The organism is Streptomyces sp. NBC_00016 (assembly GCF_045040885.1).
GTDB classification, from domain to species: Bacteria; Actinomycetota; Actinomycetes; order Streptomycetales; family Streptomycetaceae; genus Streptomyces; species Streptomyces coriariae.
This window is the reverse complement of record NZ_CP108304.1, coordinates 3906006-3921541: the sequence shown is the minus strand read 5'-3', so window position 1 is coordinate 3921541 and position 15536 is coordinate 3906006. Positions and strand designations below refer to the sequence as shown.

Below are 15536 nucleotides of genomic sequence, written 5' to 3'. Positions count from 1 at the left end.
TCGACACGGGTGATCCCTGGGGTCAGTCCTTGATCTCGCAGATCGCCGCGCCCGAGGTGATGGACGCGCCGACCTCCGCGGCCAGGGCCTTGACGGTGCCGGAGCGGTGCGCGTTGAGCGGCTGCTCCATCTTCATCGCTTCGAGGACGACGATCAGGTCGCCCTCCTTGACCTCCTGGCCCTCCTCGACGGCCACCTTCACGATGGTGCCCTGCATCGGGGAGGCGAGCGTGTCGCCGGAGGCCATGGGGCCCGACTTCTTGGCCGCGCGGCGCTTGGGCTTGGCGCCCGCCGCGAGGCCCGTGCGGGCCAGGCTCATGCCGAGCGAGGACGGCAGGGAGACCTCCAGGCGCTTGCCGCCGACCTCGACGACGATCGTCTCGCGGTCGGTCTCGTCCTCGGCCTCGGTGTCGGCCGGGGCCGAGAACGCGGGGATCTCGTTGACGAACTCGGTCTCGATCCAGCGGGTGTGGACCGTGAACGGGTCCTGGCTGCCGGTGAGCTCCGGCGCGAACGCCGGGTCCCTGACCACCGCGCGGTGGAACGGGATGGCCGTGGCCATGCCCTCGACCTGGAACTCCTCCAGGGCGCGGGCGGCCCGCTGGAGCGCCTGCTCACGGGTGGCGCCGGTGACGATCAGCTTGGCGAGGAGCGAGTCCCACGCCGGGCCGATCACACTGCCGGACTCGACGCCCGCGTCCAGCCGCACACCCGGACCGGACGGCGCGGCGAACGTGGTGACCGTGCCGGGGGCCGGCAGGAAGCCCCGGCCCGGGTCCTCGCCGTTGATACGGAACTCGAACGAGTGACCGCGCAGCTCCGGGTCGCCGTAGCCGAGCTCCTCGCCGTCGGCGATCCGGAACATCTCGCGCACCAGGTCGATGCCCGCGACCTCCTCGGTCACCGGGTGCTCGACCTGGAGACGGGTGTTGACCTCCAGGAAGGAGATCGTGCCGTCGACACCGACGAGGAACTCGACGGTGCCCGCGCCGACGTAGCCGGCCTCCTTGAGGATGGCCTTCGAGGAGGAGTACAGCTCGGCGACCTGCGCCTCGGAGAGGAACGGCGCCGGGGCCTCCTCGACCAGCTTCTGGTGGCGGCGCTGGAGCGAGCAGTCACGGGTCGACACGACGACCACGTTGCCGTGGCTGTCGGCCAGGCACTGCGTCTCCACGTGCCGCGGCTTGTCCAGGTACCGCTCGACGAAGCACTCGCCCCGGCCGAAGGCGGCGACCGCCTCGCGGACGGCCGAGTCGTACAGCTCCGGCACCTCTTCCAGCGTCCGGGCGACCTTCAGACCACGCCCGCCGCCGCCGAAGGCGGCCTTGATCGCGATCGGCAGCCCGTGCTCCTCGGCGAAGGCGACGACCTCGTCGGCTCCGGAGACCGGGTCGGGTGTACCGGCGACCAGGGGCGCGCCGGCCCGCTGGGCGATGTGCCGGGCGGCGACCTTGTCGCCGAGGTCACGGATGGCCTGCGGGGGCGGGCCGATCCAGATCAGGCCCGCGTCCAGGACCGCCTGCGCGAACTCGGCGTTCTCCGAGAGGAAGCCGTAGCCGGGATGAACGGCGTCGGCCTCGGACTCCCGTGCCGCGTTCAGCACCTTCTCGATATCGAGATAGCTGGTCGCAGGAGAGTCACCGCCCAGGGCGAACGCCTCATCCGCTGCGCGGACATGCAGAGCGTCCCGGTCCGGGTCGGCGTACACGGCCACGCTCGCGATACCGGCATCCCGGCACGCCCGGGCCACGCGGACTGCGATTTCGCCACGGTTGGCGATGAGCACCTTGCGCACGATTGAGGCTCCCTCCTTGAAACAAGCCGAGTTTAGGGACTGCCGACACGCCTCATCGACCCGTCCCCAAAGGTGAGCTTGCCCACACGGAGCGTGATGCCAGGCTCACTCGACCGCGAAATCCCTTGTAGTACCGCCGTACGCAGCACTCCTCCGGCAAACCCTAGCCCTCTGATGTGGCCAAGGTCTCTGTGAGCACGTGCTGCGGCACACTCCGTTTCTTTGTGGAGTCCCTACGAATGGCCCAACGATTCTTTGCCGCGCGCAGAACCCTTGTCCCGCGGTTTACCCGTTAGTAGCGTTCAGGATGTTCCGAACGTACTTCAGGTAACAGCACCCTTGCTCGGGTCGGGGTCGAAAGTGGGTGGGACCGGTGGTGCGCAGACCGGTGGCGTGGATCGTGGCGGTCGTGCTCTTCGCGGAGGCGCTCGGCGTCGCCGCGTTGAACTGGTTCATGGGCGTCGTGGTGGACCGGCAGGACATGTCCCTGGCCGGAATGGACCCGGACGTCATGTCGACGTCCTCGAAGGTCGGCGGGATCCTCTTCGGCCTCTACTTCGGCCTGTGCGCCCTGGTGGCCCTGCTGGTGGCGCTGCGCGACCGCGCGCCCGCCGGGGTGGGCCGGGTGCTGCTGATCAGTGCCGCGGTCGTGCACGGCCTGCTGGGGGCCTTCGCGTGGGGTCTGCTGGGCTGGACGCAGTTCCTGTTCATGGTGGTCGTCCTCGCCCTGATCGTGCTGCTCCTGGTGACGTACGACGCCCAGGAGCGGCCCGTGGCCCGGCAGCCGGAGGACAGCAAGGGCGACGGCGGCGCCCCACCGGTCGCGCCGGCCCCGGTCACGCCTCCGGCGGCGCCCACAACTCCGTGATCCCGACGCCCAGCTGCGCCAGCAGCCGGCGCACGAGGGGCAGGCTGATGCCGATGACGTTGCCGTGGTCGCCGTCGATGCCCTCGATGAAGGGGGCCGAGCGGCCGTCGAGGGTGAACGCCCCGGCGACGTAGAGGGGTTCGCCCGAGGCGACGTACGCCGCGATCTCCTCGTCGGTCGGCTCGCCGAAGCGGACGACGGTGGAGGCGGTCGCGGAGGTGTAGCGCCCGCTGAGCGTGTCGTAGACGCAGTGGCCGGTCTGGAGTGTCCCGGCCCGGCCGCGCATCGCCTTCCAGCGCGCGGTGGCCTCCGCGGCGTCCGCGGGCTTGCCCAGCGCCTCGCCGTCCAGGTCGAGGACCGAGTCGCAGCCGATCACCAGGGCGCCCTTGACCTCGGGCTTCGCGGCGACGACGGAGGCCTTCGCCTCGGCGAGCGCGAGCGCCAGGTCGGCCGGGGTGGGGGCGGTGACGGCGTCCTCGTCGACCCCGCTCACGATCACCTCGGGGGCGAGACCGGCCTGGCGCAGCAGGTTCAGCCGGGCGGGGGACTGGGAGGCGAGGACGAGTCGGCGCATGTGATCAGCCTAGCGGCGTGGCGCGCTCTACCTGAGCCCCAGCACGATCATCGCTATCACCATGGCCAGTGCGAGGAAGAGGCCGAGTCTCCGCAGGCTCTCCTGCATCTCGCGGAGTTCCTCGGGGGGCTCGTTCTCGGGGTCGGACCACAGCATGCCACCAGCGTGCGGCTTGGCGGGTTGACGGCGCCTGAGTACCCGTACTCAAGTTGCGGGCCCGCAGCCGTTCACCCGATGTTCGGGTGTCTGTCGACTGCGGGCCGGTGGGGGCTGATCGCGCCCGCGCGGCGGAGCCGCAAATCGATACGGCCCCGCGCCCCTGAGAGCAACAGGCGGGTGGGTTGTGCTCAGCTCGGCCAGTAGGTGCGGGTCCAGGACGCCTGGCCGGGCTGTGGCACTCGGTGTGCCGCGATGCGGGACGGGTCGGACCACGCGTCCCTCGGGGTCTCCGCGCCGGACGGCGTGACCGCTGCCGCCGCGGCGCGGGCCCGGACCACCGCCAGGGCGGCGGCGAGCTCCTCGGGGGTCGGGTTGCCCCGTACGACCTTGATCGTCACAGCGGCTCCTTAGAGGGGGATGTTGCCGTGCTTCTTCGGCGGGAGGGATTCCCGCTTGGTGCGCAGTTGACGCAGGCCGCGCACGATGTGCCGGCGGGTCTCGGACGGCATGATCACCGAGTCGACGTAGCCGCGCTCGGCCGCGACGTACGGGTTGAGGAGGGCGTCCTCGTACTCCTGGATCAGCCGGGCCCGCACCGCCTCCAGATCCTCACCGCTCGCCGCCGCCTCCGCGATCGTGCGGCGGTGCAGGATGTTGACCGCGCCCTGGGCGCCCATGACGGCGATCTGGGCGGTCGGCCAGGCCAGGTTGAGGTCCGCGCCCAGGTGCTTGGAGCCCATGACGTCGTAGGCGCCGCCGAAGGCCTTGCGGGTGATGACGGTGATGAGCGGGACGGTGGCCTCGGCGTAGGCGTAGATCAGCTTGGCGCCGCGGCGGATGATGCCGTCGTGCTCCTGGTCGACGCCGGGCAGGAAGCCGGGCACGTCCACGAAGGTGATGACCGGGATGTTGAAGGCGTCGCAGGTGCGGACGAAGCGGGCCGCCTTCTCCGAGGCCGTGATGTCCAGACAGCCCGCGAACTGCATCGGCTGGTTGGCGACGATGCCGACCGGGTGGCCCTCGACCCGGCCGTAGCCGGTGAGGATGTTCGGCGCGAACAGCGCCTGGGTCTCGAAGAACTCGGCGTCGTCCAGCACGTGTTCGATCACCGCGTGCATGTCGTACGGCTGGTTGGCGCTGTCCGGGACGATGGAGTCCAGCTCCAGGTCCTCGTCGGTGACGGACAGGTCCGCCTCCTCCGGGAACACCGGGGCCTCGGAGAGGTTGTTGGACGGCAGGTACGACAGCAGCTGCTTGACGTACTCGATGGCGTCCTTCTCGTCGCCGGCCATGTGGTGCGCCACGCCCGACACCGCGTTGTGGGTGCGCGCGCCGCCCAGCTCCTCGAAGCCGACGTCCTCGCCGGTGACCGTCTTGATGACGTCGGGACCGGTGATGAACATGTGCGAGGTCTGGTCCACCATCACCGTGAAGTCGGTGATCGCGGGCGAGTACACCGCGCCGCCCGCGCACGGGCCGACGACCAGGCTGATCTGCGGGATCACACCGGACGCGTGCGTGTTGCGGCGGAAGATCTCGCCGTACGCGCCCAGGGACGCGACCCCCTCCTGGATGCGGGCGCCGCCGGAGTCGTTGATGCCGATGACCGGGCAGCCGGTCTTCAGCGCGAAGTCCATGACCTTGACGATCTTCTGGCCGTAGACCTCGCCGAGGGCGCCGCCGAAGACCGTGAAGTCCTGGGAGAAGACGGCGACCGGGCGGCCGTCGACCGTGCCGTAACCGGTGACGACGCCGTCCCCGTACGGGCGGTTGTTCTCCAGGCCGAAGTTGGTGGAGCGGTGTCGGGCGAACTCGTCCAACTCGACGAAGGAACCCTCGTCGAGGAGCAGCTCGATCCGCTCACGGGCCGTCAACTTGCCCTTCGCGTGCTGCTTCTCGACGGCACGCTCCGAACCGGCGTGCGTCGCTTCCTGGATGCGGCGCTGGAGATCCGCGAGCTTGCCCGCGGTGGTGTGGATGTCGATCCCTGGGATCTCGTGGCGCTCTTCCGGCTCGGACATCGGGATGTGGCTCCCTGCCTGCTCAAAAGGGGGGACGGTTACTCATCCGTAGAGTAGTGCTGGCCCTGGGGATCGGCAGTGCGGCATTCAACACACCTAGGGTGGCTTGCATGACACCGCGAGATGCAGCAGACGAGGGCGGCAGCCGGTGGTCCGATCTGGACCGTCCGCCCCTCAACGCCCCGGCACTGCGCCGGGCGCTGGTACGGGAGGGCGGGCTGTGGTCGCAGGTGGGGGTGGTGCAGAGCACCGGTTCCACCAACTCCGACCTGGTCGACGCGGCGAGTGCCGGCCGGGCGGTCGAGGGCGCGGTCCTCGTCGCCGAGGAGCAGACCTCGGGGCGCGGCCGGCTGGACCGCCGGTGGACCGCGCCCCCGCGTTCCGGGTTGTTCTTCTCCGTGCTGCTCACCCCGAGCGAGGTGCCGGTGGCCCGCTGGGGCTGGCTGCCCCTGCTCACCGGGGTCGCCGTGGCGACGGGACTGTCCCGGGCGGCGGGCGTCGACACGGCACTCAAGTGGCCCAACGACCTGCTGGTGACCGTCGGGGGAGAGGAGCGCAAGGCGGGCGGCATCCTCGCGGAGCGGGCCGGTCGGGACGCGGTGGTCGTCGGTGTCGGCCTCAACGTCACCCTGCGCGCGGACGAGCTCCCGGTACCGCTGGCGGGGTCGCTGGCCCTGGCGGGCGCGGTGAGCACGGACCGGGACCCGCTGCTGCGGGGCGTCCTGCGCTCGCTGGAGGAGTGGTACGGGCGCTGGCGGGCGGCCGGCGGCGACCCGGCGGCGAGCGGTCTCCAGGAGACGTACGCGGCCGGGTGCGCGACGCTGGGACGAACGGTACGGGCCGAACTGCCGGGGGACCGGTCGATCGTCGGCGAGGCGGTCGCGGTCGACGGGGACGGACGGCTTGTGATCGCCACGAAGGAAGGGGTACAGGAGCCGGTGGGCGCGGGAGACATCGTGCATCTGAGGCCGGCGTGACCCAGCGCCGGGTGACGTGACCCCGCCGAACCGGACGGAGTGAGCTGGCGCACACCTGCCGTAGAGTTGAGGCCGGTCGATACCTGACCGCGGAAGATCGGAAGGGCAGCAGGCGTGACCGTCGACGACACGGGCTCCGGCGCGGGCGCGGACGGCCGGGGAAACCTGCCGGCCGAGCCGGGTGAGCCGGGCGACCCCGGAGAGGACCCGCATCCTCTCGCCCTGCGCCTCGAACAGCTCATCCTCGGCGCCGAGCGGCGCTACACGCCGTTCCAGGCCGCCCGCAGCGCCGGTGTCTCCATGGAGCTGGCGTCGCGTTTCTGGCGGGCCATGGGCTTCGCCGACATCGGGCAGGCCAAGGCGCTCACCGAGGCCGACGTCCTCGCCCTGCGGCGCCTGGCCGGTCTCGTGGAGGCGGGGCTGCTGAGCGAGGCGATGGCCGTACAGGTGGCGCGGTCCACCGGGCAGACCACCGCCCGACTGGCGGAATGGCAGATCGACTCCTTCCTGGAGGGCCTGACCGAGCCGCCCGAGCCGGGGATGACCCGCACCGAGGTCACGTATCCCATCGTCGAGCTGCTGCTGCCCGAGCTGGAGGAGTTCCTCGTCTACGTCTGGCGCCGGCAGCTCGCCGCCTCGGCGGGACGGGTCGTCCAGGCCGCCGACGACGAGGAGATGGTCGACCGGCGGCTGGCCGTCGCCTTCGCGGACCTCGTCGGCTTCACGCGGCTGACCCGGCGGATGGAGGAGGAGGAACTCGGCGAACTCGTCGAGGCCTTCGAGACGACCGCCGCCGACCTGGTCGCCGCCCGCGGCGGACGGCTGATCAAGACGCTCGGCGACGAGGTGCTGTACGCGGCCGACGACGCGGGCATCGCCGCCGACATCGCGCTGCTGCTCGTCGAGACGATGAGCAACGACGAGACGATGCCCGAACTGCGGGTCGGCATGGCGTTCGGCACGGTCACCACCCGGATGGGCGATGTCTTCGGCACGACGGTCAACCTGGCCTCCCGGCTGACGTCGATAGCTCCCCGGGACGCCGTGCTCGTCGACAGCGCCTTCGCCGAGGAACTGATCCGCACCGGCGACGCCCCGGCCTCGGAGGCGGAGGCAGCCGAGGAGGCGGCCGCCGCCGAGAAGGAGGGCGAGGAGCCGCCGAAGTACCGCTTCGCGCTCCAGCCGATGTGGCAGCGGCCGGTGCGCGGTCTCGGCGTGGTCGAGCCCTGGCTGCTGACGCGACGCAACGACGCCGACGGCTAGAGCCTCGGTACGGCGGCACCCAGCGGGTCCACGCAGAGGCCGATGACGGGAACGCAGACGCCCGGCTGACGTGGCGCGTCGGGCTGCTCCGGCCGGGGCGCGGGCGTGGGCGCGGCCGTGGTCGGGGCGGGTGCCGGTGTTCTCGGGGGCGAGGTGGGCCGCGGGGCGGCGCTCGTGTCGGGCGCCGGGGAGCGGGGTGCCGGCGCGGGCGCGGCCGGGGTGTAGGTGGTGCCCGGGGTGAGGGCGACGGACGTCGGCGCGCCGGGGACGCCCGGGAGCAGGCCTGCCTCGGGCGCCGGGGCGGGGCTCGCACCGCCCATCGCGCTGGGTGCGGTCGGCGAGGGCACGACGGGGGTGGACGGGCCGGCCGGGCGGTCGGCGTCGGTGTCTGTGTCGGCGGCGGTGTCCGTGTCGGCGGCGGTGTCGGCGGTGTCGGTGCCCGCGACGGGTTCGGGCCGGGGTTCGGCCCCCGCGGTGCCGAGACCACCGGCGCCGCCGGGGTCGGGGGTCAGCCGGACGAGGCTCAGCACCCCGGCGGCCAGCGCGAGGCCGCCGGCGGCGAACAGCACCTTGCGGGGGCGGGGACGGCGGTGCCGGCCCCGGGGGCGCGGGGCCCACAGCCCGCCGGTCTCCCCGGACGCCGCCTCGTCCTGCGCAGCCGTCTCGTACGGCCCGGTCCACGTGCTCACCGGCGTGCTCGTCATCGCGTTCTCTCCCCGGTGCGGTCGTGCCCCCGATGCGCCGGGGCGGACGCACGTTATGCGCTCTGGTGGGCGTTGCGGGGGGAGTTGGGTGGCATGTCACCCGAACGGGTAGCCGGGGCCCGGATGCAGGGGGTTCAGGGGACCGGTCCGCTCTTTCGTCTCCCGGTCCCGGCTGCGATGATCGGACGAGCGTTGTTAACCCGCGTTAACCGGAGGGTGTCGTGAGCGGTGTCGGGAACGGTGGCATGAGCGAGGAGCGGTTCGGGGAGTTCGTCCTGGTGCGGCGGCACGGGGACGGCGGGCACGTCGCCGAGCTGGTCCTCGACCGGCCGAAGGCCATGAACGCCGTCTCCACCGACATGGCCCGGTCGATCGCCGGGGCGTGCGCGGCGCTGGGCGGGGACCGGGACGTGCGGGTGGTGGTGCTGACCTCGACGCACGAGCGGGCGTTCTGCGTCGGCGCCGACCTGAAGGAGCGCAACTCCTTCAGTGACGCCGAACTGCTGCGGCAGCGGCCGCTCACCCGCGCCGCCTACACCGGGGTGCTGGAACTGCCGGTGCCCTCGGTCGCGGCGGTGCACGGCTTCGCGCTGGGCGGCGGCTTCGAACTGGCGCTGGCGTGCGACGTGATCGTGGCCGACGGCACGGCCGTGGTCGGGCTGCCGGAGGTGTCGGTGGGCGTGATCCCCGGCGGCGGCGGGACCCAGCTGCTGCCGCGCCGGGTGGGGGCGGCCCGGGCGGCCGAGCTGGTGTTCACGGCCCGCCGGGTGGCGGCGGCCGAGGCGCGGGACCTGGGTCTGGTGGACGTCCTGGTGGACGACGGGCGGGACCGGGAGGAGGCGCTGGCGCTGGCCGCGCGGATCGGCGGCAACTCGCCGGTGGGCCTGCGGGCGGCGAAGCGGGCGCTGCGCCTGGGGCAGGGGCTGGACCTGCGGGCCGGGCTGGAGGTCGAGGACGCGGCGTGGCGGTCGGTGGCCTTCTCCGGGGACCGGGCGGAAGGGGTGGCGGCCTTCAACGAGAAGCGGAAGCCGCAGTGGCCGGGCGAGTGAGCGGGCGGCGGACGGCGGGCGACACGCGACCGGACGTGCGCTCATCACTCTCGGTGGCCCTTCGGTGTCCCCTTTCGGGCTGAATGTCCCTAGCCTGGGGAGATGGGTGAGGACAGACGCCTGGTGGCCGTGGTGGCGCTCGCGCAGGGAATGGCGGCCGCGCACACCCCCCGTGAGTCGTGGCGCGCGGCCGCGCTCGGGGCCTGCCGGGCGCTCTCCGGAGGCTTCGCCGCGCTCTCGGTGTGGGAGCGGGACCTCGGGCGGCTGCGCGTCCTGGTGAACGTGGGGGACCGGGCCGCCGACGAGGACGAGTTCCCGGACGGGGAGGCCTATCCGGTGCACCAGTTCCCCGAGATCACCGAGTTCCTGCACGAGCGCTGGGTGGCGGGCGGGGAGCCCAACGCCTGGGTGGAGACGGCCGAGGGCCCCGCCGCCGGGCGCCCCGGCTACTGCCATCAGCGGGTCGCCGCCCTGCGCCGCCGGGGCCGTGGCTCCTGTGTGGTCGCGCCGATCGTGCTGCACGGCCGCGCCTGGGGGGAGTTGTATGTCGCCCGTTCCGTGGGCACCCCCGTCTTCGGCCGGGCCGACGCGGACTTCGCCACCGTCCTCGCCGCCGTCGTCGCCGCCGGGCTCGCCCAGACCGAGCGGCTGGAGGAGGCTCGCCGGCTCGCCTTCACCGACGCCCTCACCGGGCTGGCCAACCGCCGCGCCGTCGACGTACGGCTGGAGGAGGCGGTCGAGCGGCATCGCGCGGAGGGGGTCGTCGTCAGCCTCGTGGTGTGTGACCTCAACGGGCTGAAGCGGGTCAACGACACCCTCGGGCACGCCGTCGGGGACCGGCTCCTCGAACGGTTCGGGTCGGTGCTGTCGCTGTGCGGGGCCATGCTGCCCGGCGCGCTGGCCGCCCGGCTCGGCGGCGACGAGTTCTGTCTGCTGGCCGTCGGGCCGCTCGCCGACGAGGTCGTCAAGGTCGCCGACGACCTCTGCCGGCGGGCCGGTGAGCTGGAGCTCGGTGAGGGGGTGGCCTGCGGGGTCGCCTCCACCGAGGACCCCATCGGGCCGGTGACCTCCGCCCGCCGGCTGTTCCGGCTGGCCGACGCCGCCCAGTACCGGGCCAAGGCGGTGCGGGCCGCCCGGCCGGTGGTCGCCGGGCGGGAGGGCCCCGACGATCCCGTCGTACGCCTCGCGGACGAGCCCTCCCACGAGCGGACCGCCGAGCGGCGGCGGTTCAGGGGGCGGCGTTGAGGATGTGACCTATTCGGTAAGGGGTGAACCCGGTACCCACTGGTGACATCCTGGTCTTCACTGCGTACGCTCCTGAATATGGATATGCACACTGTGGTGGTGGGGACGTCCGGCGTGACCGCGTCCGACGTGCTCGCGGTGGCGCGCGGCGGCGCCCGGATCGAGCTCTCCGGCGAGGCGGTGGCGGCCCTCGCCGCGGCCCGCGAGATCGTGGACGCGCTGGCGGCCAAGCCCGAGCCCGTCTACGGCGTCTCCACCGGGTTCGGCGCCCTCGCCACCCGGCACATCAGCCCGGAGCTGCGCGCCCAGCTCCAGCGCAACATCGTCCGCTCGCACGCCGCCGGCATGGGCCCGCGGGTCGAGCGCGAGGTCGTCCGGGCGCTGATGTTCCTGCGGCTGAAGACCGTCTGCTCCGGGCACACCGGCGTCCGGCCCGAGGTCGCGCAGACCATGGCCGACATCCTCAACGCCGGCATCACCCCGGTCGTGCACGAGTACGGCTCCCTCGGCTGCTCCGGCGACCTGGCCCCGCTCTCGCACTGCGCCCTCACCCTCATGGGCGAAGGTGACGCGGAGGGCCCGGACGGCGCCGTACGGCCCGCCGGCGAGCTGCTCGCCGAGCACGGCATCGCCCCCGTCGAGCTGCGCGAGAAGGAGGGGCTGGCGCTCCTCAACGGCACCGACGGCATGCTCGGCATGCTGGTCATGGCCCTCGCCGACCTCGACATGCTCTACAAGTCCGCCGACGTCACCGCCGCGCTCAGCCTGGAGGCGCTGCTCGGCACCGACAAGGTGCTCGCCCCCGAGCTGCACGCCATCCGCCCGCACCCGGGGCAGGGCGCCTCGGCCGCCAACATGCTGGCCGTGCTGGCGGGTTCGGAACTCACCGGCCACCACCAGGACGACGCGCCCCGGGTCCAGGACGCCTACTCGGTGCGCTGCGCCCCGCAGGTCGCCGGCGCCGGCCGCGACACCATCGCGCACGCCCGGCTCGTCGCCGAGCGGGAGCTCGCCTCGGCCGTCGACAACCCGGTCGTTCTTCCCGACGGACGGGTCGAGTCCAACGGCAACTTCCACGGCGCGCCGGTCGCCTACGTCCTGGACTTCCTCGCCATCGCCGTCGCCGACCTCGCCTCCATCGCCGAGCGGCGCACCGACCGGCTGCTGGACAAGAACCGCAGCCACGGCCTCCCGCCGTTCCTCGCGGACGACGCCGGCGTCGACTCCGGGCTGATGATCGCCCAGTACACGCAGGCCGCGCTGGTCAGCGAGCTGAAGCGACTGGCCGTACCGGCGTCCGCCGACTCCATCCCGTCCTCCGCGATGCAGGAGGACCATGTGTCGATGGGCTGGTCCGCGGCCCGCAAGCTGCGCACCGCCGTCGACAACCTCACGCGCGTGATCGCCGTCGAGCTGTACGCCGCCGGCCGCGGTGTGGAGCTGCGCGAGGGGCTCACCCCGGCGCCGGCGACGCGTGCGGTCATCGAGGCGGCACGCAAGGCGGGCGTGCGGGGCCCCGGCCCGGACCGGTTCCTCGCGCCCGACCTCGCGGCGGCGGACGCGTTCGTGCGCGACGGAGGGATCGTCGCCGCGGTGGAGACGGTCACCGGACCGCTCCGGTAAGGAGCTCCGGCAGCGCGAAGGGGCCCCACCGCACGGATGCGGTGGGGCCCCTTCGGTGTGCGTGGGTCGGCGGGCTACTTCAGCTTGGCGACCTGCGCGTCGACCACGGCCGCCGGGACGGCGCCCATGTCGCCGCCCTTCGACATCGCGGCGAAGTTCACCGTGTAGAACGAGGCGACGGTGTTGCCCTTGCGCACCACCTGGGTGTGGAAGGTGGCCGTGCCCGCGCCGTCCATGTCGACGTCCGCGGCGAAGGTCACCGCCTCGTCACCCTTCGCGGCGCCCTTCTCCGCGACCACCTTGGTGACCTTGGTGGTCTCGCCCTCGGCCGTCAGGCCGTAGCCGCCGGCACAGGCCGTCACGCCGTCGGAGACGGCCTTCATGGCCTTCTCGGCGCCGTCACCCTCGTACGAGGAGAGACCCACGAACGTCATGTCGACGTCGAAGGCGTCCGCGATGTCCTCCGGCTGCACGGTGGCGCCCGAGGTCTTGTCCTCCGAGACCGTGTTGCTGGCGTTCGCGTCCGTGTCGCCCGGGGCGAGAGCGGCCGTGGCCCAGGCGAGCGGGTCGCAGGCCGGCTTGTCCGTCTTCACCGAGGTCTTGGAGGCCGGCAGGGTGTCGTCGCCCGATTCGGACTTGTAGCCCTTGAGTTCGCCCTGCGCGAGCAGCAGCTTCTCCAACTCGGCGGAGGTGAGCGCCTTCGCGGCCGGAGCCGACGAGGAGGAACCGGCGGACGAGGAGGCGGAGGCCTTCGAGTCCGCGGAGTCCTTCGACCCGTCGTCCGAACATGCGGTGAGGAGGGAGAGCGACAGTGCGCCTATTGCGGCGGTGGCGCACAGCCGTGCCCCCGGTGATCTCTTCATGAGCGAACTATGAAGAGCCTGTCAAAGAACAGTCAAGTTGATTCAAAAACCCAGGCGTTCCCGGCGAACGGAATAGACCACGAAGCCCGCGCCGAGCGCGAGAAGCGTGGTTCCGCCGACGACGTAGGGGGTCGTGTCGAAGCTGCCGGTGTCGGCGAGCCGGGTGCCGTCGTCGACCGTGGTGTCGGCCGCGGTGTCGGCCGCTGTATCGGCTGCCGTTCTGGCTGTCGTCCCGGTGGTGCCGTCGGCGGCGGTGCCGGCGGTATCGGCGGTGGTGTCGGTCGTGGTCGTCGACGCGGCCCGTGCCTGGGTCGTGATCTGCGTCGTCGTGCCCGTTCTGGCCGGGGTGTCCTGGGACGCGTTCGCGGACGGGACGAACCACAGGGCACCCAGCAGGGTCCCCGCGGCGGTGGCGGTCAGCAACGGACGTCGAGCGGATGACACGGAATATCGATCCCCTTGTGGCGCTGGCGAATTGGCCGTGTGGTCCGATGCTAATGAAAGTCGCGGGTCGCGGGAAAGTTGCGGGAGCTGTGAGCCGTACGCTCCGGCCATGAGTACTGAAGAGACATCACGTTTTGTGCGGATCAGAGTAGATATTCTCCTCGAGGTGCACGACGAGAACGCCGTGACGACGGCGGCACTGCGGCGGATCGCCGACGACGCGGAGCTCCCGGACGCCGAGCGCGCGCACGCCGAGGGGGCTGTGACGGAGGACACGGCGGAGGCCCTCGCCTATCTCGTCGACCCGTTCGACCTGGTCGGTGAGGTACCCGGGGTGGAGCTCCAGCAGGCCTCCTGGTCCAGCGAACGGATCGACTACGACCCGGATTCGCCGGAGTGGGACCTCGACGAGGATGATGTCGACGAGGATGACGAGGCGGACGGCGAAGAGGGACGCATCGGCTGAGCGTTCCGGGAAACTCGTCACCCCGGACGGCAACCGCCGACCGGGGTTTCGTCGTCTCACCAGGCGCACGAACCGACACCCGCATCATCCGCGCCACGAACGTGGCGTGCCCCACACCTTCGGGAATGTGGAACGGGAGGAACCGGTCGTAGCGTTGATGTTCTTGACGGGGACTCTCTGGGTTCTGGCAATCGGCAACGATGGAGAAGCGTGTGATGACGGACAGTAGGCGGCGCCGAGGTCTGATGACCGCGTCCGCACTGCTCGGCGGTGTTCTGGTGCTCTCTGCGTGTTCCGGCGGCGACAATGACGCCTCCGACGGCGGAGGCAGCTCCTCGCAGGCCAAGGCCGACGAGGCGGCGGCCAAGAAGTCCTCCGAGGCCCAGATCAAGATCACGCCCGCGGACGGCTCGGACAACGCCTCCATCAACAACTCCGCGGCGGTCACGGTGAGCAAGGGCACGCTCACCACGGTGACGATGACCACCTCCGACGGCACGGCCGTCGAGGGCGCGCTCTCCGCCGACAAGACCAGCTGGAAGCCGAACACGCAGCTCGAGCGCTCCACCACCTACAAGGTGGCGGCCGAGGCGAAGGACTCGGGCGGCCTCGTGGCGCACGAGAACGCCTCCTTCACCACGGTCTCCCCGGACGACAGCTTCATAGGCAACTTCACGCCGGAGGACGGTTCGACCGTCGGCGTGGGCATGCCGGTGTCGATCAACTTCAACAAGGAGATCACCAACAAGGCCGCCGTCCAGAAGGGCGTCACGGTCACCTCCACCAGCGGTCAGGAGGTCGTCTGCCACTGGTTCTCCACCCAGCGCATGGACTGCCGCCCCGAGGACTACTGGAAGGAGAACTCCACCGTCACGCTGAAGCTCGCGCTCGACGGGGTGGAGGGCGCCGACGGTGTCATCGGTGTCCAGCAGAAGACGGTCACCTTCAAGGTCGGCCGCAACCAGGTCTCCTACGTCGACGCGAAGACCAAGCAGATGAAGATCACGCACAACGGCGCGGTCATCAAGACGATCCCGATCTCCGCCGGCTCGCCCGACAACAAGACGTACGAGGGCCAGATGGTGATGTCGGAGAAGTTCAAGGAGACGCGCATGAACGGCGCGACCGTGGGCTTCACCGATGACGACGGCAAGGGCGAGTACGACATCAAGGACGTGCCGCACGCCATCCGCCTCACCAACTCCGGCACCTTCGTGCACGGCAACTACTGGGGCGCGAAGTCCATCTTCGGCTCGGTGAACACCAGCCACGGCTGCGTGGGTCTGTCCGACACCAAGGGCGCCAACGACTCGGGTACGGCGGGCTACTGGTTCTACACCAACTCCATCGTCGGCGACGTCGTGGTGGTCAAGAACACCGGCGACAAGACCGTGTCCCCGGACAACGGCCTCAACGGCTGGAACATGGACTGGGCGCAGTGGAAGGCGGGTTCGGCCGTCTGAGGTAGTTCCTGACGGCCGGTCC

The 15536-nt window shown here is 71.6% G+C and carries 17 protein-coding genes; 9 read left to right on the top strand and 8 right to left on the bottom strand.

Going from position 1 to position 15536, the window contains the following annotated elements; genetic code table 11:
* Window positions 1–22: 22 nt before the first annotated feature.
* Window positions 23–1795 carry an acetyl/propionyl/methylcrotonyl-CoA carboxylase subunit alpha gene (locus OG933_RS17200; RefSeq protein WP_393822518.1) on the bottom strand — a complete coding sequence of 591 codons (1773 nt, stop codon included), beginning with the start codon at window positions 1793–1795 and terminating at the stop codon, window positions 23–25.
* Between the two features lie 373 nt (window positions 1796–2168).
* On the opposite strand from OG933_RS17200, the gene OG933_RS17195 reads away from it, so the two are divergent.
* The gene (locus OG933_RS17195) at window positions 2169–2663 is read left to right on the top strand and encodes a hypothetical protein (protein ID WP_362517397.1); all 495 of its coding nucleotides are present in this window, start codon (window positions 2169–2171) and stop codon (window positions 2661–2663) included.
* Here the strand turns inward: OG933_RS17195 and OG933_RS17190 are convergent.
* From OG933_RS17190 to OG933_RS17175, 4 genes are all read right to left on the bottom strand, one after another.
* Complete coding sequence (locus OG933_RS17190) at window positions 2632–3237, bottom strand: nucleoside triphosphate pyrophosphatase (protein WP_327184791.1); 606 nt, start codon at window positions 3235–3237, stop codon at window positions 2632–2634. The two genes, OG933_RS17195 and OG933_RS17190, sit on opposite strands and share 32 nt — an antisense overlap.
* A gap of 27 nt (window positions 3238–3264) precedes the next feature.
* The gene (mmpB, locus tag OG933_RS17185; RefSeq protein WP_020128130.1) at window positions 3265–3393 is read right to left on the bottom strand and encodes a morphogenic membrane protein MmpB; all 129 of its coding nucleotides are present in this window, start codon (window positions 3391–3393) and stop codon (window positions 3265–3267) included.
* 191 nt (window positions 3394–3584) lie between these two features.
* On the bottom strand, window positions 3585–3794 hold the full coding sequence (locus tag OG933_RS17180) for an acyl-CoA carboxylase epsilon subunit (RefSeq protein ID WP_267018692.1): 210 nt from the start codon (window positions 3792–3794) through the stop codon (window positions 3585–3587).
* Window positions 3795–3803: 9 nt separating this feature from the next.
* On the bottom strand, window positions 3804–5417 hold the full coding sequence (locus OG933_RS17175) for an acyl-CoA carboxylase subunit beta (protein ID WP_362517392.1): 1614 nt from the start codon (window positions 5415–5417) through the stop codon (window positions 3804–3806).
* Between the two features lie 110 nt (window positions 5418–5527).
* On the opposite strand from OG933_RS17175, the gene OG933_RS17170 reads away from it, so the two are divergent.
* Window positions 5528–6394, top strand: a complete 867-nt coding sequence (locus OG933_RS17170; RefSeq protein ID WP_362517389.1) for a biotin--[acetyl-CoA-carboxylase] ligase — start codon at window positions 5528–5530, stop codon at window positions 6392–6394.
* Between the two features lie 114 nt (window positions 6395–6508).
* Complete coding sequence (locus OG933_RS17165) at window positions 6509–7657, top strand: adenylate/guanylate cyclase domain-containing protein (RefSeq protein ID WP_054242530.1); 1149 nt, start codon at window positions 6509–6511, stop codon at window positions 7655–7657.
* Here OG933_RS17165 and OG933_RS17160 read toward each other — a convergent pair.
* Window positions 7654–8361 carry a hypothetical protein gene (locus OG933_RS17160; RefSeq protein WP_405627713.1) on the bottom strand — a complete coding sequence of 236 codons (708 nt, stop codon included), beginning with the start codon at window positions 8359–8361 and terminating at the stop codon, window positions 7654–7656. The two genes, OG933_RS17165 and OG933_RS17160, sit on opposite strands and share 4 nt — an antisense overlap.
* A 245-nt stretch (window positions 8362–8606) precedes the next feature.
* Between OG933_RS17160 and OG933_RS17155 the strand changes: the two genes are divergently transcribed.
* From OG933_RS17155 to hutH, 3 genes are all read left to right on the top strand, one after another.
* On the top strand, window positions 8607–9410 hold the full coding sequence (locus tag OG933_RS17155) for an enoyl-CoA hydratase/isomerase family protein (protein ID WP_142268034.1): 804 nt from the start codon (window positions 8607–8609) through the stop codon (window positions 9408–9410).
* A gap of 102 nt (window positions 9411–9512) precedes the next feature.
* A complete protein-coding gene (locus tag OG933_RS17150) occupies window positions 9513–10655 on the top strand; it encodes a diguanylate cyclase domain-containing protein (protein ID WP_405627712.1) in 1143 nt (380 codons plus the stop codon).
* 84 nt (window positions 10656–10739) lie between these two features.
* The gene (hutH, locus tag OG933_RS17145; RefSeq protein WP_362268721.1) at window positions 10740–12278 is read left to right on the top strand and encodes a histidine ammonia-lyase; all 1539 of its coding nucleotides are present in this window, start codon (window positions 10740–10742) and stop codon (window positions 12276–12278) included.
* 74 nt (window positions 12279–12352) lie between these two features.
* Here the strand turns inward: hutH and OG933_RS17140 are convergent, their stop codons facing one another.
* Window positions 12353–12958, bottom strand: coding sequence for a hypothetical protein (locus OG933_RS17140; protein WP_405627710.1), 606 nt, complete (start codon window positions 12956–12958; stop codon window positions 12353–12355).
* A 10-nt stretch (window positions 12959–12968) separates the two neighbouring features.
* Between OG933_RS17140 and OG933_RS17135 the strand changes: the two genes are divergently transcribed.
* Entirely contained in the window at window positions 12969–13154 is a 186-nt protein-coding gene (locus tag OG933_RS17135) for a hypothetical protein (protein WP_405627708.1), read from the top strand.
* 29 nt (window positions 13155–13183) lie between these two features.
* On the opposite strand, the gene OG933_RS17130 is transcribed toward OG933_RS17135, so the two are convergent.
* The gene (locus OG933_RS17130; RefSeq protein ID WP_405627707.1) at window positions 13184–13585 is read right to left on the bottom strand and encodes an LPXTG cell wall anchor domain-containing protein; all 402 of its coding nucleotides are present in this window, start codon (window positions 13583–13585) and stop codon (window positions 13184–13186) included.
* Window positions 13586–13694: 109 nt separating this feature from the next.
* On the opposite strand from OG933_RS17130, the gene OG933_RS17125 reads away from it, so the two are divergent.
* Window positions 13695–14051: a hypothetical protein gene (locus tag OG933_RS17125; protein ID WP_082412881.1), complete on the top strand. Its 357-nt coding sequence runs from the start codon at window positions 13695–13697 to the stop codon at window positions 14049–14051.
* 215 nt (window positions 14052–14266) lie between these two features.
* On the top strand, window positions 14267–15514 hold the full coding sequence (locus OG933_RS17120; RefSeq protein WP_234438182.1) for an Ig-like domain-containing protein: 1248 nt from the start codon (window positions 14267–14269) through the stop codon (window positions 15512–15514).
* Window positions 15515–15536 lie beyond the last annotated feature (22 nt).